Source organism: Streptomyces sp. NPDC001492 (assembly GCF_053597275.1).
Window position 1 is genome coordinate 156,587 of record NZ_JBSFHW010000019.1, and the last position, 25,881, is coordinate 182,467.

26 protein-coding genes are annotated in these 25,881 nt (G+C 71.4%); 11 read left to right on the plus strand and 15 right to left on the minus strand.

What is annotated here, in order from left to right; genetic code table 11:
• Positions 1 to 5 precede the first annotated feature (5 nt).
• Entirely contained in the window at positions 6 to 1,340 is a 1,335-nt protein-coding gene (locus tag ACWC1K_RS24345) for a serine-threonine protein kinase (RefSeq protein WP_450834198.1), read from the minus strand.
• A gap of 81 nt (positions 1,341 to 1,421) precedes the next feature.
• A complete protein-coding gene (locus ACWC1K_RS24350; protein ID WP_450834200.1) occupies positions 1,422 to 2,660 on the minus strand; it encodes an exo-beta-N-acetylmuramidase NamZ family protein in 1,239 nt (412 codons plus the stop codon).
• Between the two features lie 161 nt (positions 2,661 to 2,821).
• On the opposite strand from ACWC1K_RS24350, the gene ACWC1K_RS24355 reads away from it, so the two are divergent.
• From ACWC1K_RS24355 to ACWC1K_RS24365, 3 genes are read left to right on the plus strand one after another with little or no spacing between them, the layout of a single operon-like run.
• The gene (locus ACWC1K_RS24355; RefSeq protein ID WP_450834201.1) at positions 2,822 to 3,595 is read left to right on the plus strand and encodes an SDR family oxidoreductase; all 774 of its coding nucleotides are present in this window, start codon (positions 2,822 to 2,824) and stop codon (positions 3,593 to 3,595) included.
• The gene (locus tag ACWC1K_RS24360; protein ID WP_450834203.1) at positions 3,592 to 5,259 is read left to right on the plus strand and encodes a class I adenylate-forming enzyme family protein; all 1,668 of its coding nucleotides are present in this window, start codon (positions 3,592 to 3,594) and stop codon (positions 5,257 to 5,259) included. Before ACWC1K_RS24355 ends, ACWC1K_RS24360 begins: the two co-directional genes overlap by 4 nt.
• 51 nt (positions 5,260 to 5,310) lie before the next feature.
• A complete protein-coding gene (locus ACWC1K_RS24365) occupies positions 5,311 to 5,904 on the plus strand; it encodes a TetR/AcrR family transcriptional regulator (RefSeq protein WP_351465873.1) in 594 nt (197 codons plus the stop codon).
• A gap of 52 nt (positions 5,905 to 5,956) precedes the next feature.
• On the opposite strand, the gene ACWC1K_RS24370 is transcribed toward ACWC1K_RS24365, so the two are convergent.
• The 7 genes from ACWC1K_RS24370 to ACWC1K_RS24400 form a co-directional block, all read right to left on the minus strand.
• A complete protein-coding gene (locus ACWC1K_RS24370; RefSeq protein ID WP_450834205.1) occupies positions 5,957 to 7,171 on the minus strand; it encodes an acyl-CoA dehydrogenase family protein in 1,215 nt (404 codons plus the stop codon).
• 6 nt (positions 7,172 to 7,177) lie between these two features.
• The gene (locus ACWC1K_RS24375) at positions 7,178 to 8,209 is read right to left on the minus strand and encodes a phosphotransferase family protein (protein WP_450834207.1); all 1,032 of its coding nucleotides are present in this window, start codon (positions 8,207 to 8,209) and stop codon (positions 7,178 to 7,180) included.
• A gap of 169 nt (positions 8,210 to 8,378) precedes the next feature.
• The gene (locus ACWC1K_RS24380; RefSeq protein WP_450834209.1) at positions 8,379 to 8,675 is read right to left on the minus strand and encodes a hypothetical protein; all 297 of its coding nucleotides are present in this window, start codon (positions 8,673 to 8,675) and stop codon (positions 8,379 to 8,381) included.
• Between the two features lie 135 nt (positions 8,676 to 8,810).
• Entirely contained in the window at positions 8,811 to 9,131 is a 321-nt protein-coding gene (locus ACWC1K_RS24385; protein ID WP_450834211.1) for a DUF202 domain-containing protein, read from the minus strand.
• Complete coding sequence (locus ACWC1K_RS24390) at positions 9,128 to 9,520, minus strand: YidH family protein (protein WP_450834213.1); 393 nt, start codon at positions 9,518 to 9,520, stop codon at positions 9,128 to 9,130. The genes ACWC1K_RS24385 and ACWC1K_RS24390 overlap by 4 nt, the downstream gene beginning before the upstream one ends.
• A gap of 73 nt (positions 9,521 to 9,593) precedes the next feature.
• Entirely contained in the window at positions 9,594 to 10,127 is a 534-nt protein-coding gene (locus ACWC1K_RS24395; protein WP_450834214.1) for an NUDIX hydrolase, read from the minus strand.
• Positions 10,128 to 10,174: 47 nt separating this feature from the next.
• Positions 10,175 to 11,068 (minus strand): DMT family transporter, encoded by an 894-nt coding sequence (locus tag ACWC1K_RS24400; RefSeq protein ID WP_450834216.1) that lies wholly within the window; start codon positions 11,066 to 11,068, stop codon positions 10,175 to 10,177.
• 406 nt (positions 11,069 to 11,474) lie between these two features.
• On the opposite strand from ACWC1K_RS24400, the gene ACWC1K_RS24405 reads away from it, so the two are divergent.
• The 4 genes from ACWC1K_RS24405 (at position 11,475) to ACWC1K_RS24420 (ending at position 15,482) form a co-directional block, all read left to right on the plus strand.
• Positions 11,475 to 12,416, plus strand: coding sequence for a hypothetical protein (locus ACWC1K_RS24405; protein WP_450834217.1), 942 nt, complete (start codon positions 11,475 to 11,477; stop codon positions 12,414 to 12,416).
• Between the two features lie 34 nt (positions 12,417 to 12,450).
• Positions 12,451 to 13,992: an APC family permease gene (locus tag ACWC1K_RS24410; protein ID WP_450834218.1), complete on the plus strand. Its 1,542-nt coding sequence runs from the start codon at positions 12,451 to 12,453 to the stop codon at positions 13,990 to 13,992.
• Positions 13,993 to 14,119: 127 nt separating this feature from the next.
• Positions 14,120 to 14,872 carry a molybdopterin-dependent oxidoreductase gene (locus ACWC1K_RS24415; RefSeq protein WP_450834220.1) on the plus strand — a complete coding sequence of 251 codons (753 nt, stop codon included), beginning with the start codon at positions 14,120 to 14,122 and terminating at the stop codon, positions 14,870 to 14,872.
• A complete protein-coding gene (locus ACWC1K_RS24420) occupies positions 14,856 to 15,482 on the plus strand; it encodes a cytochrome b/b6 domain-containing protein (protein WP_450834222.1) in 627 nt (208 codons plus the stop codon). The genes ACWC1K_RS24415 and ACWC1K_RS24420 overlap by 17 nt, the downstream gene beginning before the upstream one ends.
• Here the strand turns inward: ACWC1K_RS24420 and ACWC1K_RS24425 are convergent.
• From ACWC1K_RS24425 to ACWC1K_RS24445, 5 genes are all read right to left on the minus strand, one after another.
• The gene (locus ACWC1K_RS24425; RefSeq protein WP_450834223.1) at positions 15,420 to 16,268 is read right to left on the minus strand and encodes a hypothetical protein; all 849 of its coding nucleotides are present in this window, start codon (positions 16,266 to 16,268) and stop codon (positions 15,420 to 15,422) included. The two genes, ACWC1K_RS24420 and ACWC1K_RS24425, sit on opposite strands and share 63 nt — an antisense overlap.
• A 391-nt stretch (positions 16,269 to 16,659) precedes the next feature.
• Positions 16,660 to 17,688: an L-idonate 5-dehydrogenase gene (locus ACWC1K_RS24430; RefSeq protein ID WP_450834225.1), complete on the minus strand. Its 1,029-nt coding sequence runs from the start codon at positions 17,686 to 17,688 to the stop codon at positions 16,660 to 16,662.
• A gap of 14 nt (positions 17,689 to 17,702) precedes the next feature.
• Positions 17,703 to 18,461, minus strand: a complete 759-nt coding sequence (locus tag ACWC1K_RS24435; RefSeq protein WP_450834226.1) for an SDR family oxidoreductase — start codon at positions 18,459 to 18,461, stop codon at positions 17,703 to 17,705.
• Between the two features lie 10 nt (positions 18,462 to 18,471).
• Positions 18,472 to 19,869: a GntP family permease gene (locus ACWC1K_RS24440; protein ID WP_450834228.1), complete on the minus strand. Its 1,398-nt coding sequence runs from the start codon at positions 19,867 to 19,869 to the stop codon at positions 18,472 to 18,474.
• Between the two features lie 50 nt (positions 19,870 to 19,919).
• On the minus strand, positions 19,920 to 20,447 hold the full coding sequence (locus ACWC1K_RS24445; RefSeq protein WP_450834230.1) for a gluconokinase: 528 nt from the start codon (positions 20,445 to 20,447) through the stop codon (positions 19,920 to 19,922).
• Between the two features lie 149 nt (positions 20,448 to 20,596).
• Between ACWC1K_RS24445 and ACWC1K_RS24450 the strand changes: the two genes are divergently transcribed.
• Positions 20,597 to 21,298, plus strand: a complete 702-nt coding sequence (locus ACWC1K_RS24450; RefSeq protein WP_450834231.1) for a FadR/GntR family transcriptional regulator — start codon at positions 20,597 to 20,599, stop codon at positions 21,296 to 21,298.
• A gap of 10 nt (positions 21,299 to 21,308) precedes the next feature.
• Here ACWC1K_RS24450 and ACWC1K_RS24455 read toward each other — a convergent pair whose 3' ends face one another.
• A complete protein-coding gene (locus ACWC1K_RS24455) occupies positions 21,309 to 21,773 on the minus strand; it encodes a YchJ family protein (protein ID WP_450834233.1) in 465 nt (154 codons plus the stop codon).
• A gap of 374 nt (positions 21,774 to 22,147) precedes the next feature.
• On the opposite strand from ACWC1K_RS24455, the gene ACWC1K_RS24460 reads away from it, so the two are divergent.
• From ACWC1K_RS24460 to ACWC1K_RS24470, 3 genes are read left to right on the plus strand one after another with little or no spacing between them, the layout of a single operon-like run.
• Positions 22,148 to 24,010: a phage tail sheath subtilisin-like domain-containing protein gene (locus ACWC1K_RS24460; protein WP_450834235.1), complete on the plus strand. Its 1,863-nt coding sequence runs from the start codon at positions 22,148 to 22,150 to the stop codon at positions 24,008 to 24,010.
• Between the two features lie 34 nt (positions 24,011 to 24,044).
• Positions 24,045 to 24,569: a phage tail protein gene (locus ACWC1K_RS24465; RefSeq protein ID WP_004003113.1), complete on the plus strand. Its 525-nt coding sequence runs from the start codon at positions 24,045 to 24,047 to the stop codon at positions 24,567 to 24,569.
• A gap of 32 nt (positions 24,570 to 24,601) precedes the next feature.
• Positions 24,602 to 25,330, plus strand: a complete 729-nt coding sequence (locus ACWC1K_RS24470) for a T4 family baseplate hub assembly chaperone (RefSeq protein WP_450834236.1) — start codon at positions 24,602 to 24,604, stop codon at positions 25,328 to 25,330.
• Positions 25,331 to 25,881: the final 551 nt, after the last annotated feature.

Here is a 25,881-nt window from a genome sequence, read left to right on the forward strand (position 1 = left end):
GCGGGTCAGTGGATGCGGCCCGCCGCCAGCACCACCTGGGCCAGCTCCCGGTGCACGATGTCGCTGTGTGCACCGGCGGGCGGCCCGCCGCTCTTGACCACGGCCGCGGCGTCGATGTTGACGCACCCCGAGGTCGGCAGCGTGCCCTTGAGGGCGTCCGCGAGCTTGTACGCGCCTGTGCCCGGCACCGCCTGCACACCGTCGTGCCCCATCGCACCCCACTTGGCGCCCAGCATCTCCCCGACGCCGAAGCCCTCGGCGGCCTCCGGGACGACGCCCTGTGCGTCGTCCGCCATGCGCGAGGCCAGCGGGTAGATCGTGCCGAGCGCCGAGTCGAAGTGGGAGTAGCAGCACACCAGAGGGCCGTCGACACGGTTCTGCTGGCCCTGCAGCACACCCCCCGCATGGGCGTCGTACGGCAGCCGTGCCGCGAACGCGTAGTGCGAGAACGCCCCTTGCAGCAGCGTCACCGACTTCACCGTGTGCACGCCCTGGGGCAGCCCGCGCAGTGCGAACGACACCAGCCGGCCGCCGAAGCTGTGCCCCACGAGGTGTACGCGCACGCCGGGGGCCAAGGCGGCGAGCTGCCCGACCACGGGGCCGAGCCCCCGCTCGCCGACCGTGCCCGCGCGCCGTTTCATCGCGTAGTACGTCGCCTGCCGCAGCAGTTCCTTCGCTCCGTCCCAGGGGTTCGGCAACGAGAAGCCCTCCGCGTCGCCACCGGACCGGACCGCCACCAGCGCCTGCGCGAACTCGTCGCAGAGCGTCGCCGTGTCGCCGGTGAACAGCACCGGCTCGCTCTGCGGGACACCCTCCGCGAGGGTGTCCGCCGCGAACAGGGGCTGTGGCCCGCCCGGCACGAGCTCCACCAGCAGCCGGACCAGCCGGCCGAACTCCTCCAGCTCGTTCTCGGGCCGCTGCTCCAGCATCCGTGCGATCTGGTCGACCACGGTGGCCCGCCCGGGGAACGTCTCCAGGAGCGCGTGCCGGGTGTCCTTGTCGAGCGCGGGGGCCGGGACAGCCTCCGCCTCCATGGCCACCACGGACTTCGGGAAGTCGGGGATCGGCTCGTCGCAGAACCGCATCGACGGCCAGATCACGCCCACGTACCCGATCCTCGCCTGGGCCGCGAGGTCCGGGATCGGCGCGAAGAACCGGCTGTAGAGGGCGGTCGCGCCCGAGCGGTCGTTGTTCCAGCCGTGTGCGAAGACGATCAGGTCACGGACTTTGCGGTCCGTGACCTCGGCGAGCAGCCGGTCCCGCTCCCGCCCGTCGACGTCCCCGTCCGCGTCGAAGGTCAGCTCCCAGTAAGGAGTCACACTCATTGCCGGCTGTGCCATGACAGGCCCCCTCGTCCCCCGTAGCAGTGCGATGTGGGCGCATCGTCCTGCTACCGGCCGAGGATGGCCATACGTCCCGACTCACTTGTAGAGGAGGTATTCCTTTCGAATTCGCCGGAACACGGCGAGTTCCTCCTGCCAGCCCGCCACCACCTCGTCGGTGCCCGCGCCCGCGTCGATCGCCGTACGCACGCTCGCGGAGCCCGTGAGCTTGTCGATCCAGTTGTCGGAGCGCCAACGGAAGCCGCTCCACACCTTCTTGGCGGTCACCAGCAGCGCGATCCCGGTACGGACCGGGTCGTAGGCGGCCCGGTCGTGCACGTGGATCTGCACACCGCCGATGGTCTTCCCCTGGAACTTGGAGAAGGTCGGCGCGAAGTACGCCTCCCTGAAGTGGACACCGGGCAGGGCGAGTTCGTTCGCCGCGGCCGCCCACCTCCCGTCGATGCCCTCCGCGCCGAGCAGCTCGAAGGGGCGGGTGGTGCCGCGGCCCTCCGACAGGTTGGTGCCTTCGAACATGCACGTCCCCGAGTACACGAGCGCCGTGTCGGGCGTCGGCATGTTGGGGCTCGGCGGCACCCAGGGCAGCGACCAGGCGTCGTAGAACTCCGAGCGCTTCCAGCCCGTCATCAGTACGGTCTGCAGGGGCACGGGGGTGGTCAGGAACTCCCCGTTGAACAGCCGGGCCAGCTCGGCGACCGTCATGCCGTGCGCCTGGGAGACCGGCTGCCGTCCCACGAAGGTCGCGAACTCCTTGTGCAGCACCGGTCCTTGGGCCGCGCGGCCGGTCACCGGGTTCGGCCGGTCGAGGACGACGAAGCGTTTGCCGGCGAGCTGGGCGGCCTCCATGCAGTCGTACAGCGTCCAGATGTACGTGTAGAAGCGGGCGCCGACGTCCTGGATGTCGAAGACGACCGTGTCCACGCCGGAGGCCGTGAAGACATCGGCGAGGGGCCGGCCGCTCTTGAGGTACGTGTCGTAGACGGGGAGGCCGGTGGCGGGGTCGTCGTAGCGGCCTTCGGAGCCGCCTGCCTGTGCGGTGCCGCGGAAGCCGTGTTCGGGGCCGAAGACGGCCCCCAGGTCCACCCGGTTGTCCGCGTGCATCACATCGACGATGTGGTGGACGTCTCGGGTCACCCCGGTGGGGTTGGTGACGATTCCGACTCGTTGGCCTTCGAGGAGTGCGTAGCCTTCGGCGGAGAGGCGCTCGAAGCCGGTGCGGAGGGTTCTGTGCCGGGTGGCTGCGGTGGCCGGCGGTGCCGCGGAGAAGGGTGTTGCTGCCGTTGTCGCTGCGAGCAGGGCTCGTCTGGATAGGCGCATGGGGTGCACGGTATTGCTCCCGCAGGTCGTGGGGAAGGTGCGGGAAGTCGGCGGTTGCTCGCGCAGTTCCCCGCGCCCCTGAGGGGGTTGCCGGCGCCCCTTTCCTCGCACATACCGACCGGTTAGTCTGGCCGCATTGGAGCCGCAGTCGAAGGAGACCGATGGTGGAAGCCGTGCAGGATGCCGGAGTGGTCGTCACCGGAGCGGGAGGCGGGATCGGGGCCGCCCTTGCCCGGCGGTTCGCCGCCGAAGGGGCCCGGGTCGTCGTGAACGATCTCGATGCGGACCGGGCCAAGGCCGTTGCCGAGGAGATCGGCGGTATCGCGGTACCGGGCGACGCCTCCGCGATCGTCGCCGACGCGCGGGACGCGCTCGGGGGGACCATCGACGTGTACTGCGCCAACGCCGGTGTCGCCTTCGAGGACGCGGGGCCGGGGCAGCCGCTGGACGAGAAGTCCTGGGCCGTCTCCTGGGACGTCAACCTGATGGCCCATGTCCGTGCCGCTCATGAGCTGCTTCCCGAGTGGCTGGAGCGGGGCAGCGGTCGTTTCGTGTCCACCGTCTCCGCCGCCGGGCTGCTGACCATGATCGGGGCGCCCTCCTACAGCGTCACCAAGCACGGTGCGTACGCCTTCGCCGAGTGGCTGTCGCTCACGTACCGGCACCGGGGGCTCAAGGTGCACGCCATCTGTCCGCAGGGTGTGCGCACCGACATGCTGGCCGCCACCGGAACCGCGGGCGACCTGGTGCTGCAGCCGACCGCGATCGAGCCGGCGGACGTCGCCGACGCCCTGTTCAAGGGGATCGAGGAGGACCGGTTCCTGATCCTGCCGCACCCCGAGGTCGCCGGGTACTACCAGGCCAGGGCCACCCACCCCGACCACTGGCTGACGAACATGAACCACCTCCAGCGGAAGTGGGAGGAGGCACGGTGACCGGCTCCTGGTACGCCGCACGGCCCTGGGTGGCCCTGCTGAACGAGGCCCAGCGCGGACCCGTGGAGCCCGCCGACTCCCTGGTGCACGCGTTGCGCCGGTCCGTCGCCGAGGCCCCGGACCGCGCCTTCCTCGCCTACTTCGACGGGCGGCTGAGCTACCGCGAGGTCGACGAACTGAGCGACTCGGTCGCCGGGCATCTGGCCGCCCGCGGCCTGGAGCGCGGCGACCGGGTGGCGATCCTGCTGCAGAACTCCCCGCTCTTCGTGCTGGCACTGCTGGGCGCCTGGAAGGCGGGGGCGATCGTCGTGCCCGTCAACCCCATGTACAAGTCCGGGGAGGTCGGACACGTCCTGCGGGACGGCGAGGTCATGGCGCTGATCTGCTCCGACCGGGCCTGGGAGTCGTATCTGCGGGACACGGCCGAAGACTCGCCCGTGCAGATCGTGCTGACCGCCTGCGAGCTGGACTTCCAGACGCGTGGCGACGCGCGGGTGCTGGGCTTCGAGCGGCTGCCGCAGGCCGCGGACGCCGCCGATCTGACGACCGTGGCCCGCGCCGGGTACGAGGCGCCCGAGGGCCGCCGGCTCAGGCCGTCCGACATCGCGCTGATCAGCTACACCTCGGGCACCAGCGGCACACCCAAGGGCGCCACCAACACGCACGGCAACATCATGTACAACGCGGAGCGGCAGCGGACGGGGCTCGCCCTGCCGGACGCGCCCGTCTACTACGCGCTGGCGCCGCTGTTCCACATCACCGGGATGGTGTGCCAGCTCGGCGCCTGTCTCAACAGCGCGGGCACGCTCGTGCTGACGTACCGCTTCGAGGCGGGTGTCGTGCTGGAGGCGTTCGCCGAGCACCGGCCGCACTACACGGTCGGCCCGTCGACCGCCTTCATGGCGCTGGGCGCCCACCCGGACGCCACCCGGGAGCACTTCTCGTCGTTCGTGAACATCTCCAGCGGCGGCGCGCCCGTGCCGCCCGCCCTGGTGGAGAAGTTCCGGGCGGGCTTCGGGCCGTACATCCGCAACGGCTACGGGCTGACCGAGTGCACCGCGCCCTGCGCCTCGGTCCCGCCGGGCCTGGAGGCGCCCGTCGACCCGGCCTCCGGCACGCTGGCCGTGGGTCTGCCGGGCCCCGACACCGTCGTACGCATCGTCGACGACCAGGGCAAGGAGGTGCCCTTCGGCGAGCAGGGCGAGATCGTCGTCCGCGGGCCGCAGGTGGTGCCCGGCTACTGGCGGCGGCCGGAGGCGACCGCCGAGACCTTCCCGGACGGTGAGCTGCGCACCGGCGACATCGGCTTCATGGACGAGCAGGGCTGGCTGTACGTCGTCGACCGCAAGAAGGACATGATCAACGCGTCCGGTTTCAAGGTGTGGCCGCGCGAGGTCGAGGACGTCCTGTACACGCATCCCGCGGTCCGCGAGGCGGCCGTCGTCGGGGTGCCCGACGGGTATCGCGGGGAGACCGTCAAGGCGTACATCAGCCTGCGTCCGGGCGCCGACACGGACCCGGGTGAACTCGCGACGTACTGCAAGGAGAGACTGGCCGCCTACAAGTACCCGCGGCAGGTGGAGATCCTGCCCGACTTGCCGAAGACGGCGAGTGGGAAGATCCTCCGTCGGGAGCTTCGTTCCCGGCCGCAGGACAGCGAATAGCAGCGAACGAACAGATACAGGCAGAGAGCTTGGAAGGCAGGTGGCGGCACAGTGCCCAGAACGACGGACGGTGACGGTACTCCCGTCCCGCAGCGGCTGCTGGCCGCCGCCACCCGGCTCTTCGCCGAGCAGGGCTACGACCGCACCTCCGTGCAGGAGATCGTCGAAGCGGCCGGCGTCACCAAGGGGGCGCTGTACCACTACTTCGGCTCCAAGGACGACCTCCTGCACGAGGTGTACTCGCGTGTCCTGCGCCTCCAGCAGGAGCGCCTCGACGCGTTCGCGGACGCCGACGAGCCGATCGAGAAGCGCCTCAGGGGCGCGGCGGCCGATGTCGTCGTCACGACGATCGAGAACCTCGACGACGCGATGATCTTCTTCCGGTCCATGCACCACCTGAGCCCGGAGAAGAACAAGCAGGTGCGTGCCGAGCGCCGGCGCTACCACGAACGCTTCCGTGCGCTGGTGGAGGAGGGGCAGCAGGCGGGTGTCTTCTCCAAGGCGACACCCGCCGACCTGGTGGTGGACTACCACTTCGGCTCCGTGCACCACCTGTCGACCTGGTACCGGCCGGACGGGCCGATGAGCCCGCAGGAGGTCGCCGACCATCTGGCGGACCTGCTGCTGCGGGCGCTGCGGCCGTAGGACGTACATGGGTAAGGGGCGGTCGCCGTGGCGACCGCCCCTCACCGATGCCCTACAGGTACTTCTTCAGCTCCCGTCGCGCCAGCGACCGCTGGTGCACCTCGTCCGGGCCGTCCGCGATCATCAGCGTCCGTGCGCCGGCGTACAGCTCGGCCAGCGGGAAGTCCTGGCTGACGCCGCCCGCGCCGTGCAGCTGGATCGCCCGGTCGATGATGTCGACGACCGCGCGAGGCGTGGCGATCTTGATGGCCTGGATCTCCGCGTGGGCCCCCCTGTTGCCGACCGTGTCCATCAGCCAGGCCGTCTTGAGCACGAGCAGCCGCAGCTGCTCCACCGTCACGCGCGCGTCGGCGATCCAGTTGTGCACCACGCCCTGCTGTGCCAGCGCCTTGCCGAAGGCCGTACGGGACACCGCCCGGCGGCACATCAGCTCGATCGCCCGCTCCGCCATGCCGATCAGCCGCATGCAGTGGTGGATACGGCCCGGACCCAGGCGGGCCTGGGCGATGGCGAAGCCGCCGCCCTCCTCGCCGATCAGGTGGGACACCGGCACGCGCGCGTGGTCGAAGATCACCTCGGCGTGGCCGCCGTGGTAGTGGTCCTCGTAGCCGAAGACCTGCATCGCCCGCTTGACGGTGACGCCCGGGGTGTCCCGGGGCACCAGGACCATGGACTGCTGGCGGCGGATGTCCGCGCCGTCCGGGTTCGTCTTGCCCATCACGATGAAGATCTTGCAGTCCGGGTTCATCGCCCCGGAGATGTACCACTTGCGGCCCGTGATGACGTACTCGTCGCCGTCCCGCTCGATGTGCGTGGTGATGTTGGTGGCGTCGGACGAGGCCACCTCAGGCTCGGTCATCGCGAACGCCGAACGGATCTCGCCCGCCAGCAGCGGCTCCAGCCACTGCTTCTTCTGCTGCTCGTCGCCGAACTGTGCGAGCACCTCCATGTTGCCGGTGTCGGGGGCCGCGCAGTTCGTGGCCGTCGGCGCCAACTGCGGGCTGCGGCCGGTGATCTCGGCCAGCGGCGCGTACTGGAGGTTGGTCAGCCCGGCGCCGTGCTCGGCGTCCGGCAGGAAGAGGTTCCACAGGCCCTGCCGGCGCGCCTCGGCCTTCAGCTCCTCCACCACGGCCGGGGTGTCCCAGGGGGAGGCCAGGGCAGCCCGCTGCTCCTCCGCCACCGCCTCGGCCGGGTAGACGTACTCGTCCATGAAGGCGAGCAGCTTGGCGCGCAGTTCCTCGGTGCGCGCGTCGAACGCGAAGTCCATGGTCTGTCAGCCTTCCTGAAGAGTGGTCAGGCCGTGCTCGATGAACACGGGCACCAGGTCGCCGATGCGGTCGAAGCCGCGGCCGACCGTCTGGCCCAGCGTGTAGCGGTAGTGGATGCCTTCGAGGATCACGGCCAGCTTGAACCAGGCGAACGCCGTGTACCAGGAGACGGCCGAGACGTCGCGCCCCGAGCGGGCGGCGTAGCGCTCGATCAGCTCGGCGGGGGAGGGGTGACCCGGCGCCTCGGCGGTCGTGGAGACCGGGGAGTCGGGCGCGCCCAGCGGCATGCTGTACATCACCAGCAGGCCCAGGTCGGTGAGCGGGTCCCCGAGCGTGGACATCTCCCAGTCGAGGATCGCCTTGATCTTGTCGTCCTCGCCGATCAGGACGTTGTCGAGGCGGTAGTCGCCGTGGACGACGGCCGGTGCCGGGGAGGCGGGCAGCTGTCGGCCGAGCGTGGCGTGCAGCTCGTCGATGCCGGCCAGGTCGCGGTTGCGGGAGGCGTCCAGCTGCTTGCTCCAGCGGCGCAGCTGCCGGTCCAGGAAGCCCTCGGGGCGGCCGAAGTCCGCGAGGCCCACCTCGGCGGGGTCCACCCCGTGCAGTTCGACGAGCGTGTCCACCAGGGACAGCACCGCGCCCCGGGTGCGCTCCGGGCCGAGCGGGGCGAGCTGGTCGGCCGTGCGGTACGGCGTGCCCTCCACGAACTCCATGACGTAGAACGGCGCCCCCTGCACCGCCCCGTTCTCGGGGTCCTCGCACAGCAGCACTGGACGCGGCACCGGCACGTTCGTCGAGTGCAGTGCGCTGATCACCCGGTGCTCGCGCTTCATGTCGTGCGCGGTGGCCAGGACATGGCCGAGCGGGGGCCGGCGCACGACCCACTTCGAGGTGCCGTCCGAGACGGCGTACGTGAGGTTCGACCGTCCGCCCTCGATCAGCCGGCCGGTCAGGGGGCCGTGCACCAGGCCCGGCCGCTCCTGGTCGAGCAGGCCGCGCAGCCGGTCGAGATCGAGACCTGGCGGGTGGTCGGGGCTCATCGGTGCTCCTTCACGGGCGTCAGAACGGTTCCCGACCATGATGCCGACCGGTCGGTATGTCGTCCAGTGCGTGCGCCGAACGTGATTCGAGCCACGATAGGCCGACAGCTCCCGGCGCGGTGGCGCGGGGAGCTCTCGACCGCCTGGTTCCGGCCTTTTCCGGCGGGTGTCAGTGGTCGTCCCAGTGCCCGTCGTGCGGGGCGTGCCGATGGCCGTCGTGCAGGTAGTCGACGTGGTCGCCGTGCAGGACGCTCTCGTGTCCGCAGCCCTCGCCGTGCCGGTGGTCGTGACCGTCATGCGGTGCGTGTCCGTCCGGCTCGCACTCGTCCCAGTGGTCGCCGTGCTCGCGGTGCAGGTGCCCGTCGTGCGCGTAGTCGACGTGGTCCCCGTGCGGCACCTGCGTGTGTCCGCAGTCGGAGCCGTGGATGTGGGCGTGAGAGGTGTGTTCCAGGTGAAGGGTGGTCATGGGGGGCTCGCCTTCGGGAAATACGGCTGATGACGTCGGACAGGGTGCCATGTGAAAGGTGCATATCGGACCATTCGGCTTGCGTGGCGTCCGTGTGTGCCGGAGGGGCGAGCTCATGAACGTCTTCGGACCCGGTCAGAAGACCAGTGCCACCCCGCACGCGGCCAGTGCCACCGTGCACAGGGCCGCCGCCGTGGCATGCCGGGGGGTGAGTGCCAGGGGGCTGTCGGAGGACGCCAAGGCGCTTATGCGGCGGTGGGCGACGAGCAGGAAGCCCAGCCAGAGGGCGCAGCACAGGGCGCAGGCGATGATCTCCACCGCGGAGACACTGCCGTGCAGCGCGGTCTTCGTGGCGAGGACGGCGGCCACGGTGCTCGCGAGTGTCGTACGCCGCCAGGCGAGCCGGGTCCGCTCCGGCTGGAGGCCGGGGTCGCGCTCCTGGCCCGCGGCGTTCATCCCTCCCACCCGACGAGGACGACGACGACCATCGCCACGGCCACGACGGCGACGACGATGCTCAGCAGCGCGGGGAACCGTGAGACCGGCAGATCCTCGCCGCGGCGCATGGCCCGCTCGCAGCGCATCCAGTGGTTGACCGCGCGCAGCGAGCACAGCACGCCCGCGCCGAGCAGTGCGAGCGCCAGCCCCACGCGCCAGGCCCAGCGCAGATCCGGCAGGAACTGGTCCACCGCGAAGCCGCCGCCGATCAGGGCGAGGGCGGTGCGCAGCCAGGCCAGGAAGGTGCGCTCGTTCGCCAGGGAGAAGCGGTAGTCCGGCGTTCCGCCCTCGCTCCGGACCCGTTCCGGGGCGAACCAGAGCCGGACGTTTCGCGCGAATTCGATCACGCTTACGACCTTATCCAGCTTCGCCCGGCGCCGTCGGCTGGGGGCTGCCGCGCCCAGACCCCCGCTTCGGCCCTCAAGGGGCCTCGTCCTCAATCGCCAGACGGGCTGACAACAGCCGCTCATACGCCGCCAGGCCGTCCGGAACCCACTCCCATTCCGTCAGCCGCCGCTGCACCTCCGCCTCCGGCAGGAAGTCGTGCCAGGCCACCTCCTCGGCCTGCGGGCTGACCGGCAGCTCGCAGCGGACCTCGTACACCGCCGACCACCAGGTCTGGCCGGCGCCGTCGTCGTAGAGGAACTTGAACAGGAAGCGCGGGCTCGGGAGGCCGGAGACGCCGAGTTCCTCCTCGGCCTCGCGCAGCGCGGCCTCGTCGTAGGACTCGCCCGCGCCGACCACTCCGCCGACCCACATGTCGTAGAGGGACGGGAAGACCAGCTTGGTGGGGGTACGGCGGTGGACGAACAGGCGGCCTTCCGCGTCCCGGGCCTGGATGAAGACACAGCGGTGGCGCAGGCCCTTGGCGTAGGCCTCGCCGCGTGGGGACTGGCCGACGACCTGGTCGTTCTCGTCGACGATGTCGAGGATTTCGTCTGCGGGGCTCGTCATGCAGCCATCCAAGCAGGACGGCAGAGCCTGGGGGCAGACACAGGCTCTCAGCTGCGCTGCAGGGCCTGGATCCGCTGCGGCTTCGCCGTGCCGCTCGGCATGCAGGGGTGCAGGCCGAGGAGGACGATTCCGCCGACGATCGCCGCGAGGCCGGCGGCCTCCCAGGCGAGGGCGCCCGTGTCGGTGCGCAGCCGGTCGCCCAGGAAGCCCACTCCGCACAGGATGCCCGCCAGCGGCTGGGCGGCGGTGAGGGCGGGCAGTGACATCCGCAGGGGCGCGGTCTCGAAGGCGCTCTGGACCAGGATCAGGCCGGCGACCCCGAGCGCCGCCACGCCGTAGGGCTGCCAGCCCGTCACCAGTTCGGTGAGGCCGCCCTGGGCGAAGCGCTCGCCGCTGACCCGGGTGAGTGCGTCCTGGACGCCGTAGAGGAGACCGGCGGCGAGGGCGAGCAGGACGGGGGCGGCGCTCAGGCGGGAGCGCCTCGCGTACGTCGTCAGGAGGAGGGCGAGGCCGGTCATGGCGCCGATGATCAGCCAGTGCCGGAAGGGGTCGCTGACCGCGGTGCCGCCGCGCGGCTCGCCCGCGACGATGAAGGCGGTGACGCCGCCGGCGAGCAGCGCGAGGCCGGCCCAGCCCTGGCGGCCCAGGGGCTGTCTGGTCTGCTTGCGGGAGAGAGCCAGGGCGAACAGGAGGTTGGTGGCGAGGAGCGGCTCGACCAGGGAGATCTCGCCCTGGCTCAGGGCGATCGCCCCGAGGGCCATGCCGGCCACCATCAGCGCGATGCCGCCCAGCCAGCGCGGCACCTGCATCAGGTCGAGGAGCAGGCGCGGCGAGAGGAAGTCGCTGAGGGGCGCCCGCTGGGCCGCGTTCTGCTGGAGCACGAATCCGAAGCCCAGGCAGCAGGCAGCGCTCACGGCGAGAATCAGAACCAGAACGGACACGCTGCGTACCTCGAGTCAGATAGGCCGGGCTTCGGGGTGCGTAGTGGGTGACTGTAGCGTCCCAGGGCCCGGCTTGCCCCTGGGAGTGCCCGGATCCGGGCAGTCGACCCGGTCACGTCTCCCCGAGGATCGAGGGCGGGTGCCGCGTCGTCCCGCCATGGTGGGGTTCCGGAGCGTGCGGCGCCATGGCGTGCGCCACATGCGTGACCTGGTGCTGCGCAACGCAAGGGGCTGCGTGATCACAAGTGCCCCATTGGCAACGGAAGTTGACGCGTGTAACAGCCGTCCCTCCCTTGACGTAAAGCGTTGGCGGGGGGTTTGCTGTGCGTGATCAGCTGACGGCAAACCGATATCAGGCCGGACCGATACCAGACGTCGAGCCGCGTCGCGTGAGGAAGATCCCGCGGTGTCCCCACCCCCACCCTTCGGCCGGGGCCGCAAGCGCGCGGCCCAGCCCCTCGACGCGGCCCTCGACGACGCCGAACTCGTCGCCGCCCGGGCCGCGTTGGCGCAGGGTCGGTGGCAGGCCGCGCGGTCGCTGCTCGTTCAGACGGGGGACGAGTGGGATCTGCGCGGACACCGGGTCACCGTGCTCGCGCTGGAGTCGTACAGTGCCGCCTGGGCACGGGACTGGCTGCTCGCCGAGCCGGACTCCGCCGACGCCGCCGTGCTGCTCGCGCTCGCGCTCGTCCAGCGCGCCTTACGGGGCAAGGAGAAACCGGAGCGCGCCCGCGAGGCCTGCCGGGACGCCGCGGTGCGCGTGCCCGCCGACCCCACGCCGTGGCTCGGCCTGCTGATGCTGGAGCGCGACCCGGGGCCGGACTGCGAGCGGCTCTTCGCCGAGGTCCGTGGCCGCTACCCCGACCACCACCACGCCCACCACCTGATGGTCGCCCGTCTCGCCGAACGGCACACCGAGGCCGGCCCGGACCCGCTGCACGAGGTCTACGACTTCGCCAACCGCTCCGCCCTGCACGCCCCCGCCGACTCCCCCCTCGCCATCCTCCCGGTGGTCGCCCACGCCGAGCGCTACCGCGTGCTGGCCGCCGCCGGGCACGAGCCCGCCGACCCCGCCGCCTCCGGCCACTGGAGCGGACGCCGGGCCCGGCAGGTGATGAAGGCCGCCTTCGACTGGTGGCTGGAATGGGAGCACGAAGGCCACCCGCGCCGCCTGGTCGACCTCAACTTCCTCGCCCACGCCAAGGTCTGCGAGGGCCGCGGCGCCGAGGCCGCCGCCCTGTTCCACCGCATCGGCGAGCACGCCACCGCCGCCCCCTGGTCGTACCCGGACCGCGATCCGCACTCCGCCTTCCGTGCCGCGCGCGCCGCCGCGCTCGGCACGGCATGACACTCCCGACCCCGACAGAAGGACGGTCCCTCGAATGACCACGGGCAGTTCCAACGCGAGCAGAGCCGCCGAGGGCGGCATCAGTACCTATCTGGGGCAGGAGCGCGCCCTGCGCGCCGACCGCCTGGGCGCGGGCGGCCTGCTGCTCTCCGTGCTCGCCGCGACCGCCCCCCTCATGGTGGTCGCGGGTGTCATGCCCACCACATTCGCGGTGATGGGGATCGTCGGACAGCCGCTGCTCTTCGTCGTCCTCGGCGTGGTGCTGGTCCTCTTCAGCGTCGGCTACGCCGAGATGAGCCGGCACGTCCACAACGCGGGCGCCTTCTACGCGTACATCTCCCGCGGCCTGGGCGGCACCGCCGGAGCCAGCGCCGCCCTCGTCGCCCTCGCCGCCTACAGCGCCCTCCAGGTCGGCATCTACGGCATCTTCGGCTTCGAGGTCTCCAACCTGTTCGCCACCTACGCCGACGTCCAGGTGGCGTGGTGGATACCGGCGCTGGCGGCCGTGGCCGTCGTCGGGCTGCTGGGCTGGCTGAAGATCGACGTCAACGCGCGCCTGCTGGGCGTTCTGCTGGTCGTCGAGGTGATCCTCGTCGTCATCTTCGACGTCGCCTCGATCGCCGACCCGGCCAAGCAGGGCCTGTCGCTGCACGCCTTCAACCCGGACACCCTCACCGGCGCCGGGGTCGGCACGGCACTCTGCTTCTGCATCGCCGCCTTCACCGGCTTCGAACAGGCACCGGTGTACGCGGAGGAGACCAGCCGCCCGCACGTCCTCGTCCCGCGCGTGATGCTGCTCGCCGTCGGCTTCGTCACCGTCTTCTTCGCGATCAGCTCCTGGGCCTACACCGTCGCCACCGGCCCCTCCGCGATCGTCGGCGCCGCGCAGAAGCAGAGCGCCGGACTGCTGTTCTCGCTGACCGAGTCCCGGCTCGGCTCCACCTTCACCGACGTCCTGCACGTCCTGTTCGTGACCGGCATGTTCGCGGCCCTGCTCAGCTTCCACAACGTCGTCGCCCGGTACGCCTTCGCCATGGGCCGCGAGGGGCTGCTGCCGCGCACCTTCGGCCGTACGACGGGCACGAGCGGCGCGCCCGGCACCGGCTCCCTGCTGCAGACCGTCGTGTCCGCCCTCGTCGTGATCGCCTTCGCGGTCGCCGACGACAAGCCGACCGGCGACCCGACCGCACCCGTCCTGCACCTGTTCACCTGGCTCGGCAACATCGGCGCGCTCGGTGTGATCCTGCTGATGGCGGCCGCCTCCGTGTCCGTGATCGTCTTCTTCGCCCGGCGCGGAGCGGCGGGCGCCCAGGCCTGGCGACTGGTCACCTCGGCTCTCGCGGCGGTCGCCCTGCTGGTGATCGCCGGCTACACGGTCAAGGACTTCGACGTCCTGGTCGGCGCCGGCCCGGACTCGGCCCTGAGCTGGGCGCTGCCCGGCATCATCGGCCTCGCCCTGGTCGTCGGCCTGGTCCAGGGCCTGCTCCTGCGCTCCCGCTCACCCGAGGCGCACGCCCGCATCGGGCTCGGCAACGAGGCGTTCCAGCTGGACAAGGCCGCGCAGGAGGCGTCGTAGCCACGAGGACCGCCGACGGATTCCGAGGCCGACGGATTCTGAGAACGCCGTAAGAAGTGATTACGGAACCCTGACGAGCACCCGCGATTCCTGGTCCCGCCGGGGCCGCGGGTGTTCGAATGGATACGTGAACTCCGAACAACCCGAGGAGCCGGGCGCACCGCAGCCGCCTCCGGAGCGTGGCACCCCGGTCGGCCGCCGTGTCCTGCTCGGCACCATCGGCCTGGGCGCCCTCGGCGTGCTCGCCGCGCCCACTCTGCAACGTGCCCTGGAGGGCTTCCTCGGCGCGGCGGCCGAGAGGGACCCCACCGGCCTGACCGGCCTGCTCCCCAACGGCGGCGGCTTCCGCTACTACTCGGTCGCCTCCTCCGTACCGCACAGGAACGCCGCGAACTACCGCCTCACCGTCGACGGCCTCGTCGACCGCCCGAAGACCTACACCCTCGACGACCTGCGCGCCCTGCCGCAGACCCGGCTGGTCAAGGACGTCCAGTGCGTCACCGGCTGGCGGGTCCCGGGCACGCCCTTCGAGGGGGTGCGGCTGTCCCGGCTGCTGGACGCCGCGGGAGTGCGCTCCACGGCCGGGGCGGTCCGCTTCACCTGCTTCGACGGCACGTACACCGAGAGCCTCACCCTCGACCAGGCCCGCCGCTCCGACGTCCTGGTCGCGCTGCGGATGCAGGACAAGAACATCGGCCACGACCACGGCGGCCCGGTTCGCCTCTACGTGGCGCCCATGTACTTCTACAAGTCCGCCAAGTGGCTGTCCGGCATCACCGTCACCGAGGACGTGAAGCCGGGCTACTGGGAGGACCGCGGCTACGACGTCGACGCCTGGGTCGGCCATTCGAACGGGCGGGACGATGAGCCTACGAGCTGAGGCGCACACACCACCGGTCGCCGGGATCCGCCGGTTCGGCCCCGTCCAGCGCTGGGTGCACCGCACGACGGCCGCGCTGATGGGGGTGTGCGTGGTGACGGCCGCCTTCCTGTATGTCCCGCAGTTCGCTGAGCTCGTCGGCCGCCGTGAGCTGGTGGTGCGTGTGCACGAGTGCGCCGGGCTCGCCCTGCCGGTGCCCGTCCTGGTCGGTCTCGTCTCCCGCCACTTCCGCGCCGACCTGGGGCATCTGAACCGCTTCGGACCGCACGACAGGGTCTGGCTGCGGGCGGCTCTGCGCCGGGACAAGCGGCGCTCGTCGCGTCCGGCGGCGAAGTTCAACGCCGGGCAGAAGATCTACGCGGCGTGGATCGCCGGGGCCACGCTGGTGATGCTGGGCACCGGCCTGATCATGTGGTTCACCCATCTGACCCCGCTGATGTGGCGCACCAGCGCCACGTTCGTCCATGACTGGCTGGCCCTGACGATCGGGATCGTCCTGGCCGGGCACATCGGGATGGCGATCGGGGATCCGGAGGCGCGGGGCGGGCTACGGACCGGAAGGGTGAGCCGGGAGTGGGCCGAGCGGGAGCATCCCTTGTGGCGGCCCTGAAGGCGCCTCCGGCGAGGGGGAGGGGGCTGCGGCGGGTGCCGCCACCGTGAAGGCGTTTTTGAGGCGTGCCTCGGTGTTGCCGTAGCGGACGACCAGGTCCACGGTGTGCTCGTCTGCGGCGCCGTTGTGGCTGGTCGCGCCCCGTGGCGGAGCCGCACATCGATACAGCCCCGCGCCCCTTTGGGGCACTGGTGCACCGCACAGGGATGGCACGACGGCGGACAGCACCAGCTCATCACCTGCCTGCGAGCGCAGTACGGGAAGCCCAGCGAGCTGCTGTCCGCCGATGAACACGCTCCCGAACCTCAGCAGTTCCGCGTGGTCGAAGAAGGTGCCCCGCAGTTCGATGGCGATCGTGTCGCCGGGCTGGGCCTCGCCGTCGTCGCCCGTGTCCACGTCGGCGATCCGGTAGGTACAGGCGGGCGTGCCGCCTGATGCAGCCTTCAACTGCGCGTTCGCTTCCGGGTGTTGGCGATGGAAGTCCAACAGGCCGCCGAGCACCGCGTAGGCGGCGCGGCCCTTGCAGGTGTCTGCCTTGCCTGCCAGGGCGGTGTACTCCTTGGCCGCCGTGTCCCAGCTGCCGCCGGCGCCCTGCACGGCCAGGCAGGCGGTCGCGAGGGCGTGCAGCAGACGCCACTCCGGGTCCGTGGAGTCCGTGGGGATCACCTTGAGGGCGGTCCGGCACCGGCCGGGGTCGCGGAGCTGGTCGTAGACGCTCGACGGGTCCGGTGTGGTGTCGGCGTCGGGCGAGACGGGTCCCGGCGGGAGCCAAGTGGGGCTCAGCAAAGGCCTGTTGCTCGGGGAGATGCCACTCGGCGAGGGAGTGGCGGTACGGGTGCGGCCCCGGCCGCTCGGCAATGGGGTGCCGCTTGCTTCTCCGGCGGGTGACTGCCGAGGTGTGGGGGAGGGCGACGGGACGCCGTTCGACGGCCTCGCGGTCACGATCGAACCGCCCCCGCCCCGGCTGTCCGGCGTACCACTCCCGTCACCGTTGAAGGCCGTGACCGCCACCGCCACCGCTCCGACCACGAGCAGCCCCGAGATACGCATCCCGAGGGAAACCGCCATGACGCCCCCCGACCCCCAGCGCCCCTGGAGGCCGTGTCCAGGGGTCCCCTCATCATCGGGCCGACTCCGGCGGCGGGGAAGCCGCCTTGGTCGGATCCTTGGGGAAAATTCAGGATCGGAAGTCGAGCAGCACCTTGCAGGAACGGCTGCGGTCGGCGGCCAGAGCAAAGGCAGACTCGGCCCCCCGGACCGGAACCACGGCACTGACCAGCCCGTCGAACGCCGGCTCGGCGGCCAGCAGCCGCAGCGCCTCGTCGAACTCCGTGTCGAAGCGGAACGCGCCCCGCAGCTCGATCTCCCGGCTCACGACCAGGTTCCCGGCGAACGGGCTCGGCCCGGGCGGCAGCATCCCGAGCTGCACGACCACCCCGCCCCGCCGCACCAGACGCAGACAGGTGTCCAGACCCGCGGCCACCCCGGACGCCTCCACGGCCACGTCCACCTCGGGCGGCCACCCGGCATCCTGCGGATCGTCGGCCCGTACGAGGGTGTCGGCGCCCGCGATACGCGCGTACTCCAGGGCCGCCGGGAGGAGGTCGGTGACCGTCACCCGGTCGGCGCCCGCCGCCTTCGCCGCCGCGACCACGAGGCAGCCGATGGGACCGGCGCCGGTGACCAGGACGTGCCTGCCGCGCACGTCTCCGGCCCGGCGGACCGCGTGCAGGGCCACGGACAGCGGTTCGGCGAGGGCTGCCCGGCGCAGGCCGAGCCCCTCCGGCAGCGGCCTCAACTGGCCGGCCGGTACGACGACTTGGGCCGCGAACCCGCCCTGTACGTGCGGGAAGCGGGCCGCGCTGCCGAGGTAGCGGGTGTCCCGGCAGACAGTGCGGCGCCCCTCCACGCATTCCGGGCACATGTCGCACGGAGTCGCCGGGTGCACCGCGACCGCCGTGCCCACGGCCGGGCCCGACGCGTCCGGGGAGCCGTACGCGACGACGGTCCCGACGATCTCGTGGCCCAGCAGCATCGGCTCCTTCAGACGGAAGTCGCCGACCCCGCCGTGCCTCCAGTAGTGAAGGTCGGAGCCGCAGACGCCGCCGTAGCGGACGGCGACCAGCGCCTGGCCGGGGCCGGGCTCGGGGACCGGCAGCTCGTCGACCCGCAGATCGTCCTGGCCGTGGATCACACAACCGAGCATCTGAGCAGCCCCTTTCACAGCACGCTCGTCATTCCGCCGTCCACGTACAGCACCTGCCCGCTGACGAAGTCCGCGGCGGGCGAGGCGAGGAACAGCACCCCGCCCACCAGGTCCTCGGTGCGGCCCCAGCGGCCGGCCGGGGTGCGGCGGCGCACCCAGGCGCTGAACTCCTCGTCCTCGACGAGGGGTTGGGTCAGTTCCGTCTCGATGTAGCCGGGCCCGAGTCCGTTGACCTGGACGCCATGGGGGCCCCAGTCGGCGCACATGCCCTTGGTGAGCATCTTCAGGGCGCCCTTGGTGGCCGCGTAGGGCGCGATGCCGGGGCGGACCACCTCGCTCTGCAGCGAGCAGATGTTCACGATCTTGCCGTGGCCGCGTTCCGTCATCCGGCGGGCCGCCTCGCGGCCGACCAGGAACGCGCTGGTGAGGTTGGTGTTCAGGATGCGGTGCCAGTCCGAGTCCGTGAACTCCAGGAGCGGGGCGCGCAGTTGCATGCCCGCGTTGTTGACCAGGATGTCCAGCGGACCTACCCGCTCCTCGACATCCGCCATCCCGGCGGCCACCGACGGGCCGTCGGTCACGTCGAACACGGCCGTGTGGACGTCGCCGGGCAGCGCCGCGGCCGCCTTGGTGAGGCGGTCCGCGTCGCGGCCGTTGAGGACCACCGTGCAGCCGGCCTCCGCGAGGCCGCGGGCCAGGGCGAGCCCGATACCGCGGCTGGACCCGGTGACCAGGGCCGTGCGGCCGCTGATGTCGAAGAGCGGGTGACTCATTGCCGTACCCCTAGATGACCAGCGAGAGGAGGAGGACCAGACCGCCCGCGACCACCGAGATGATCGTCTCCATGACGGACCAGGTCTTGACGGTCTGGCCGACGTTCAGGCCGAAGTACTCCTTGACCAGCCAGAATCCGGCGTCGTTGACATGGCTGAAGAAGAGCGAGCCGGCGCCGATGGCCAGGACCAGCAGGGCCGTGTGCGCGGTCGACATGTCGGCCGCGAGCGGGGCCACCAGGCCGGCCGCCGAGACCGTCGCCACCGTCGCCGAACCGGTCGCCAGGCGGATGCCCACCGCGATCAGCCAGGCCAGCAGCAGCGCCGGGATCGACCAGTCCTTGGAGATGTCCAGGATCATCTGGCCCACACCGGTGTCGATCAGCGTCTGCTTGAAGCCGCCGCCCGCGCCGACGATCAGCAGGATGCCGGCGATGGGGGCGAGGCCCTTCTCGACGAGCGGAGTCAGCCGTTCCCTGCCGAACCCGGCGGGCCGCAGCAGCGTGAAGATGCCGACGAGCACGGCGGCGAGCAGGGCGATCAGCGGGGAGCCGACGACGTCGAAGACGCGCTGGGTGAGGTTGGTCGGGTCGTCGATCACGATGTCGACCAGGGCCTTGGACAGCATCAGGACGACCGGGAGGAGGATCGTGGTGAGGGTGGCGCCGAAGCCGGGGCGCTGCTCCAGTTCCTCGGAGGCGCGCTGCGGAAGCATCCGGTCGGGCGCCGGAACGTCCACCCAGCGGGCGGCGAACTTCGAGAACAGCGGTCCGGCAATGATCACCGTCGGGATGGCTATGAGGACGCCGAGCGCGAGCGTGACGCCGAGGTTGGCCTTGACCGCGTCGATCGCGACCAGCGGGCCGGGGTGCGGCGGGACCAGACCGTGCATCACCGAGAGGCCCGCGAGGGCGGGGATGCCGATGCGCATCAGGGAGTAGTTGCCGCGCTTGGCGACCATCAGCACGACCGGGATCAGCAGCACGACGCCGACCTCGAAGAACAGCGGCAGCCCGATCACCGAGGCGATCAGCACCATCGCCCACGGCATCGCCCGGCCTCCCGCCTTCGCGAGGATCGTGTCGACGATCTGATCCGCACCGCCGGAGTCGGCGAGCATCTTGCCGAGGATCGCACCGAGCGCGATCAGCACGCCCACACCGGCGACCGTGGTGCCGAGTCCGGTGGTGAAGCTGGCGATCACCTTGTCGAGCGGCGCCCCGGCGATGGCGCCGAGCGCCAGCGAGCCGATGGTCAGGGACAGGAAGGCATGCAGCTTGAACCTGGTGATGAGCAGGACGATGACGGCGATGCCCGCCAGTACGGCGAGGCCCAGCTGAGCATGGCCGGCCGAGGTGATCGGCGCGGGTGCGTCCGCTGCCAGCATCTCAACGCTGAGTCTGGTCACGGGAGTTCCCTTGCAGGTACGGGGATGGGGGAGAGTGCGGGGGGTGGGGATTACGCGGCCGGGTGGGGCAGGGCGTCCAGTGCCTTCACGGCCCGCTCGGTGATCTCCTCGGGGCTCCCGCTGACGTCCACCGCGACGCCCGCCTCGTCCGGCTGGAGCGGCTGGAGCGTGGCGAACTGGGAGTCGAGCAGCGCCGTGGGCATGAAGTGACCCTGCCGGTGCGCCATCCGGTCCTCGATGAGGGCCCGGTCGCCCGTCAGGTGCACGAAGACGACACCGGGGGCGGCGGCCCTGAGCCGGTCGCGGTACGACCGCTTCAGCGCCGAGCTGCTGACCACCCCGCCGAGCCCGGCCCGCCCGTGCGCCCAGGCGCCGATGGCGTCGAGCCAGGGCCACCGGTCCGCGTCGTCGAGCGGGACGCCGGCCGACATCTTGTCGATGTTGGCCTGCGGGTGGAAGTCGTCGCCCTCGGCGTACGGAACGCCGAGCCGGGCCGCGAGGAGGGGACCGATGGTGGTCTTGCCGGTGCCCGCCACGCCCATGACCACGACGACATGGGGGGTGCGCAGCTGCTGCATGGTGCTCTCACTGTCTTCTTCGACATCCGGACGCCGGCCGTTCAACCGACGCCGACGACACTGAAACCGATTAGGTACGACGAATTCAAGACCCTGTGACATATAAGTCTGACTTTTTGTTCCCGTGACCTGCCCCGTACGCTGAGTGCATGACCACTCCGGGCCGGGGTCTGCACGGCCATGTACTGGACTCCCTCGGCCCCGCGATCACCGCGGGCGAGTACCCGCCGGGCAGCGTTCTGCGCACCGACGAGCTCGCCCAGCGCTTCGACGTGTCACGCTCGGTGATGCGCGAGGCGGTCCGGGTGCTGGAATCCATGCATCTGGTCGAGTCGCGCCGGCGGGTCGGCGTCACCGTGCGCCCGAAGTCCGAGTGGAACGTCTACGACCCGCAGGTCATCCGCTGGCGGCTGGCCGGCGCCGACCGCCCCCACCAGCTGCGCTCGCTGACCGTCCTGCGCTCGGCCGTCGAGCCGGTGGCCGCGGGACTCGCCGCCAGGAACGCCTCCGCCGAGCAGTGCGCCGAACTCACCGAGTGCGCGCTCGGCATGGTCGCCCACTCCCGCGGCCACAAGCTGGAGGAGTACCTCGTCCACGACATGGCCTTCCACCGCGTGATCCTGGTGGCGTCCGGCAACGAGATGTTCGCCCGGCTCGGTGATGTCGTCGCCGAGGTCCTCGCGGGCCGCACCCATCACGAGGTGATGTTCGAGGACCCCGACCCGGCCGCCGTCACCCTGCACGTCCAGGTCGCCGAGGCGGTCCGCGAGGGCGATGCGGCCCGCGCGGAGAAGCTGACCCGGGAGATCACGGTGGGCGCGCTTCAGGAGCTGGACATCCTGGCGCCCTGATCCTGCGCGTCTATGCCTCGGGGAACTCCCCGTCGACGTACACCCAGGCCCCCTCGACCCTCCCCCGGCCTCCGGCCGGGAGGACCCCCATCTCGCTTCGCTCGAACCGGCTGCGTTCCAGCAGCGAGCCGCCCTTGTACGAGGCGCGGAAGGTCACCGTGCCCGTGCCGTGGAAGGCCGAGCCGTCAGTGGTGTCGAGGATCTCCAGGCCCGTCCAGCGCATGCCGGGGTCGAGTGTGAGCGTCGCCGGGCGGGTACTCGGATGCCAAGTCCTCAGCAGGTACTGCTCGTTGAGCTTCACGAACGCGCTGTAGCGCGAACGCATGAGCGTCTCGGCCGTCGGTGCGGCGGCCTCACCCCGGTGGAATCGGCCACAGCACTTTTCGTACGTCTCCGCAAGACCGCAAGGGCAGGAGGGGTTGTGAACTGGGGCGGAGTCGTGCTGCCGCCGGGATTGCGAGGTACGTCGGGACATGGGCTCCATTCTGCTGCACCAAGGGCTGTGTGAAATCTGTGAAGCGCCTGTTCCGACACGCGCACATCCGGTGTGGGTCGTGCACGCCCGCCTCCATCGAACCTCCTTTCGGGCTGGCGTGAACACGCCTTGCTCCCGCAACAGCCAACTCACAGGCTGGACAGAGCACTTGAGCATCAGGAGTCACAAGCGTGCGTGCTTGACCCGGGCGGCCGTCCGTCCGGGGCATTGACGGGGGAAGCTGATACGGGGTGCGCGGACCGGCGCGGCAAGGGCGCGTCCGGGGACTGCTGCGCGCCGCCGTGCCGAAAACCTCTCCTTTCTGCCGCCTCTTGGTGCCTTTCACCGGTGCCTGAGAAGGGATAGGAGGGGGAATGCCGACGAATGCCGCGGCCGCCAGGCCGACGTATCCGGGCGTCTACGTCGAAGAGCTTCCCAGCAGCACCCGCGCCATCTCCGCCGTGACCACTTCGGTGACCGCATTCGTGGGGCACACCCGGCGCGGCCCGCTGAACGAGCCGGTGCGCGTCACCGGATTCGCCGACTTCGAGCGGCGCTTCGGCGGGCTGAGCGCGCAGAGCCCGCTCGCCTACGCCGTCCACCAGTTCTTCGGCAACGGCGGCTCCGTCGCCGTGATCGTCCGGGTCGCCAGGGCGGGCAGCGGCAAGGCCGCCTGCGTCGTCCTGGAGTCCACCGAGGGCCACAGCGCCGGACCTGCCCTGGAGGTGCACGCCAAGGAACCCGGTGTGTGGGGCAACGGCCTGCGCGTCGCCGTCGACTACGACACCCCGGACTGCGAAGCCACCTTCAACCTGCGGGTCTACGACGCCAAGGGCGACGCCCGCGAGAGCTTCACCGGCCTGTCCATGGACGCCGGCAGCGGAACCTATGCGCCCACCGTCGTCAACGCCGGGTCGCGGCTGATCCGCGTCGAGGCCGTCGGCGAGGGCCGCCCCGACCCGTCCGGCACCGTCTCCAAGCCGTTCGGCCACGAACTGCCCGACCTGGCCGTCGACCTGACGGTGAAGATCGGCGACGTGGAGCGCGAGTTCAGGCTCTACGACCCCGACTGCGACGGCGAAGCCCCGTCCTCCGTGGCCGAGTTGGCGCTGCTCCTGGAGCGCAAGCTGCGGGCGCTGCCCGACGCGCCCGGCAAGCACGCCTACGCGGGCGTCGAGGTCACCGCCTTCGGCCGCCGTATCCAGGTGGTCGCCGGCTCCACCGACCCCGAGGACGTCGTCCGCTTCCTCGGTGAGTGCGCCAACGACCTGGGCCTGGAGGCCTCGGTCAACCCGCCGGTGTTCCCGCTGGAGGGCGGCGAGGACGGCGAGGCCCCCGGCCCGCGCGACCTCATCGGCTCCGAGGCCGACAAGACCGGCATCCAGGCGCTGCGCGGGGTGGCCGACGTCAACCTGCTCGCGCTGCCCGAACTGGCCTCCTACGAGAAGATCGACGACGCGCTCACCGTCGTGTCCGCTGCTCAGCGGCTGTGCGAGGAGCGGCGGATCTTCCTGCTGGTCGACGCGCCCAGCACCTGGGTGAGCGTGGACAGCGCCCGTGCCGGGCTGTCCGCCTTCGACCCGGTGCGCGGCAACCACGCCGGCCTGTACTTCCCGCACATCCAGCTCACTGACCCGCTCACCGGGCGGCTGCGCGCCTTCCCGCCCTCCGGCGCGGTCGCGGGCGTCATCGCGCGCACGGACTCCGAGCGCGGCGTCTGGAAGGCACCGGCCGGTACGGAGGCACAGCTCGTCGGAGTGCACTCGCTGACCGTCGACCTGACGGACCGTGAGACCGGGCTGCTCAACCCGCTCGGCGTCAACTGCCTGCGCACCTTCCCGGTCACCGGGCCGCTGGTGTGGGGCGCGCGGACGCTGGAGGGCTCCGACGCCCTCGACAGCGCCTGGAAGTACGTACCCGTGCGACGGCTCGCGCTGCATGTGGAGGAGAGCCTCCAACGCGGTCTGCAGTGGGTCGTGTTCGAGCCCAACGACGAGAGCCTGTGGCAGCAGATCCGGCTGTCCGCGTCCTCGTATCTGCACACGCTCTTCCGCCAGGGCGCCTTCAAGGGCAGCACCCCGCGCGAGGCGTACTTCGTCAAGTGCGACAGCGAGACCACGACGGACGAGGACGTCGCGAACGGCGTCGTCAACGTGCTCGTCGGGATCGCGCCGGTGCGGCCGGCCGAGTTCGTGGTCGTCAGGATCCAGCAGACGTCCGGGCAGTTCGCTCTCTAGCGGCCCGTCAATCTCGGAGAGCTGAAGGAAAACGATGGCTGAGTTCACGGTCAACGCGCATCGCTTCGACCCCTACAAGAACTTCAAGTTCCTGGTCCTGTGGGACGGTCGGACGGTCGCCGGCATCAGCAAGATCAGTCCGCTGAAGCGGACCACCGAGGTCGTCAAGCACCGTCACGGCGGCGACCCCTCCTCCCCGCGCAAGTCGCCGGGCCGCTCCGAGTTCGAGGGCATCACCCTGGAGCGCGGGGTCACCCACGACCCCGAGTTCGACCGCTGGGCCAACAAGGTCTGGCAGGTCGGCGCGGGCCTCGGTTCGGAGGTGTCCCTCGCGGACTTCCGCAAGGACATCGTCATCCAGGTCCTCAACGAGGCCGGCCAGGTCGCCGTCTCGCACAAGCTCTACCGGACCTGGCCCAGCGAGTACCAGGTCCTCGGCGAGCTGGACGCCAACGCCAACGCGGTGGCCATCCAGTCGCTGAAGCTGGAGTGCGAGGGCTGGGAGCGGGACTACGAGGTGCCCGAGCCGGAGGAGCCTTCGTTCCTCAACCCGGCATGACTCGGGGGTAGTTGAGGGAAACGGGGAGGGACATGGCGATCACCGGGGCGGCCGCACTGCTGGCCGCCTGGGAGGCCGGGCTCGGCCAGGCGCCGACCGGGCGGGCACTGCTGCTGCACCGCACGGCACGGCCCGACGTCGACACCGGGAGGCTGCCGCAGCTTCCGGTGGGCGAGCGCGAGGCGGACCTGTTCGCGCTGCGCCGGGCGCTGTTCGGCGAGCGGATGCAGGTGCGTCTTGAGTGCGCCGCGTGCGGGGCGGACATGGAGTTCGACCTGGACGCGGGGGAGCTCGCGCGGTCGCTCGGCTCTCCGGGGGACGCGGTCGTACGGGTGCAACAGGACGGCTGGGACGTCGAGTTCAGGCTGCCCGGGGTCGCCGACCTGCACGCCGCGGCCCGGGCGGCCGACCCGCGTACGGCGCTGCTCGCCCGGTGTCTGGTCTCGGCGAGCCACGACGGGACGGCCGCGGCGGCGGGGGAGCTGCCCCTGCCGGTGCAGTACCGCATCTCCGAGGCCGTCGAGGCAGCCGACCCGGGCGCCGACCTGGTGATCGACGTCGCCTGCCCCGAGTGCGGCGAGGCCACCCGCGCCGAACTCGACATCGCCTCCTACCTGTGGACCGAACTGGACGCCTGGGCACGGGACGTGCTCCTCGACGTCCACCTGCTCGCCACCGCCTACGGCTGGAGCGAGCCGGAGATCCTGGCGCTCAGCCCCACGCGGCGCCGCTACTACCTGGAGCTGTGTGCCGATGTCTGACACCCGGGGTGCGCCGGACAGCCCCGACTTCCTTGATCGGCTGCTCGCACGGCACGCGTCCCCGCGACCGGCCGCGGTGCGGGTACGGCCCCGGCTGCCCGGCCCGTTCGAGCGGGTCGAGGCGGTACGGGCCGCCGCACCCGCACCGGACGAGGACACGCTGCTGTGGCCCGCCGGCACGCCGGCCGCCGTCGCGCCGCCGGATGCGCCGCGTCCGTCGGGCGTTCGGACCCACACGCACACGGAACGGGAGCGGACCGTCGTACGCGCCGAACGGGAGCCCGTCGAACCGGCCCCGCGTCCGTCCGGGCCGGTCCGAGCCGAGGCACCCCTGCTGCGTCCTGTCGCGTCCGTCGCGCCGGGCCCGCGTCCACTGCCCGAGGCCGGGCGGCGTGCGGCCGGGCGAGGGCGTACGGAGTCAGGACCTGCACAGACCGCGGTGTCCGTGCCCATCCCCCCGGGCACGGAGGCCGCCCCCCAAGCCGTGGGGGGGGGGGGGGGGCGCCGCGCCGCCCCCCCGGCGGCCGCCCCGCCCCCCCCCCCGCCCGCGG

Excerpts from the sequence above, each read along its gene's own strand:
- ACWC1K_RS24395 (WP_450834214.1), bottom strand. The coding sequence starts at position 10,127 with ATGACGAGCCCCGCAGACGAAATCCTCGACATCGTCGACGAGAACGAC.
- ACWC1K_RS24450 (WP_450834231.1), top strand. The coding sequence starts at position 20,597 with ATGACCACTCCGGGCCGGGGTCTGCACGGCCATGTACTGGACTCCCTC.
- ACWC1K_RS24430 (WP_450834225.1), bottom strand. The coding sequence starts at position 17,688 with ATGCTCGGTTGTGTGATCCACGGCCAGGACGATCTGCGGGTCGACGAG.
- ACWC1K_RS24350 (WP_450834200.1), bottom strand. The coding sequence starts at position 2,660 with ATGCGCCTATCCAGACGAGCCCTGCTCGCAGCGACAACGGCAGCAACA.
- ACWC1K_RS24410 (WP_450834218.1), top strand. The coding sequence starts at position 12,451 with ATGACCACGGGCAGTTCCAACGCGAGCAGAGCCGCCGAGGGCGGCATC.
- ACWC1K_RS24420 (WP_450834222.1), top strand. The coding sequence starts at position 14,856 with ATGAGCCTACGAGCTGAGGCGCACACACCACCGGTCGCCGGGATCCGC.
- ACWC1K_RS24375 (WP_450834207.1), bottom strand. The coding sequence starts at position 8,209 with ATGAGCCCCGACCACCCGCCAGGTCTCGATCTCGACCGGCTGCGCGGC.
- ACWC1K_RS24470 (WP_450834236.1), top strand. The coding sequence starts at position 24,602 with ATGGCGATCACCGGGGCGGCCGCACTGCTGGCCGCCTGGGAGGCCGGG.
- ACWC1K_RS24455 (WP_450834233.1), bottom strand. The coding sequence starts at position 21,773 with ATGTCCCGACGTACCTCGCAATCCCGGCGGCAGCACGACTCCGCCCCA.
- ACWC1K_RS24380 (WP_450834209.1), bottom strand. The coding sequence starts at position 8,675 with ATGACCACCCTTCACCTGGAACACACCTCTCACGCCCACATCCACGGC.
- ACWC1K_RS24345 (WP_450834198.1), bottom strand. The coding sequence starts at position 1,340 with ATGGCACAGCCGGCAATGAGTGTGACTCCTTACTGGGAGCTGACCTTC.
- ACWC1K_RS24355 (WP_450834201.1), top strand. The coding sequence starts at position 2,822 with ATGGTGGAAGCCGTGCAGGATGCCGGAGTGGTCGTCACCGGAGCGGGA.
- ACWC1K_RS24445 (WP_450834230.1), bottom strand. The coding sequence starts at position 20,447 with ATGCAGCAGCTGCGCACCCCCCATGTCGTCGTGGTCATGGGCGTGGCG.
- ACWC1K_RS24370 (WP_450834205.1), bottom strand. The coding sequence starts at position 7,171 with ATGGACTTCGCGTTCGACGCGCGCACCGAGGAACTGCGCGCCAAGCTG.
- ACWC1K_RS24460 (WP_450834235.1), top strand. The coding sequence starts at position 22,148 with ATGCCGACGAATGCCGCGGCCGCCAGGCCGACGTATCCGGGCGTCTAC.
- ACWC1K_RS24385 (WP_450834211.1), bottom strand. The coding sequence starts at position 9,131 with ATGAACGCCGCGGGCCAGGAGCGCGACCCCGGCCTCCAGCCGGAGCGG.
- ACWC1K_RS24435 (WP_450834226.1), bottom strand. The coding sequence starts at position 18,461 with ATGAGTCACCCGCTCTTCGACATCAGCGGCCGCACGGCCCTGGTCACC.
- ACWC1K_RS24465 (WP_004003113.1), top strand. The coding sequence starts at position 24,045 with ATGGCTGAGTTCACGGTCAACGCGCATCGCTTCGACCCCTACAAGAAC.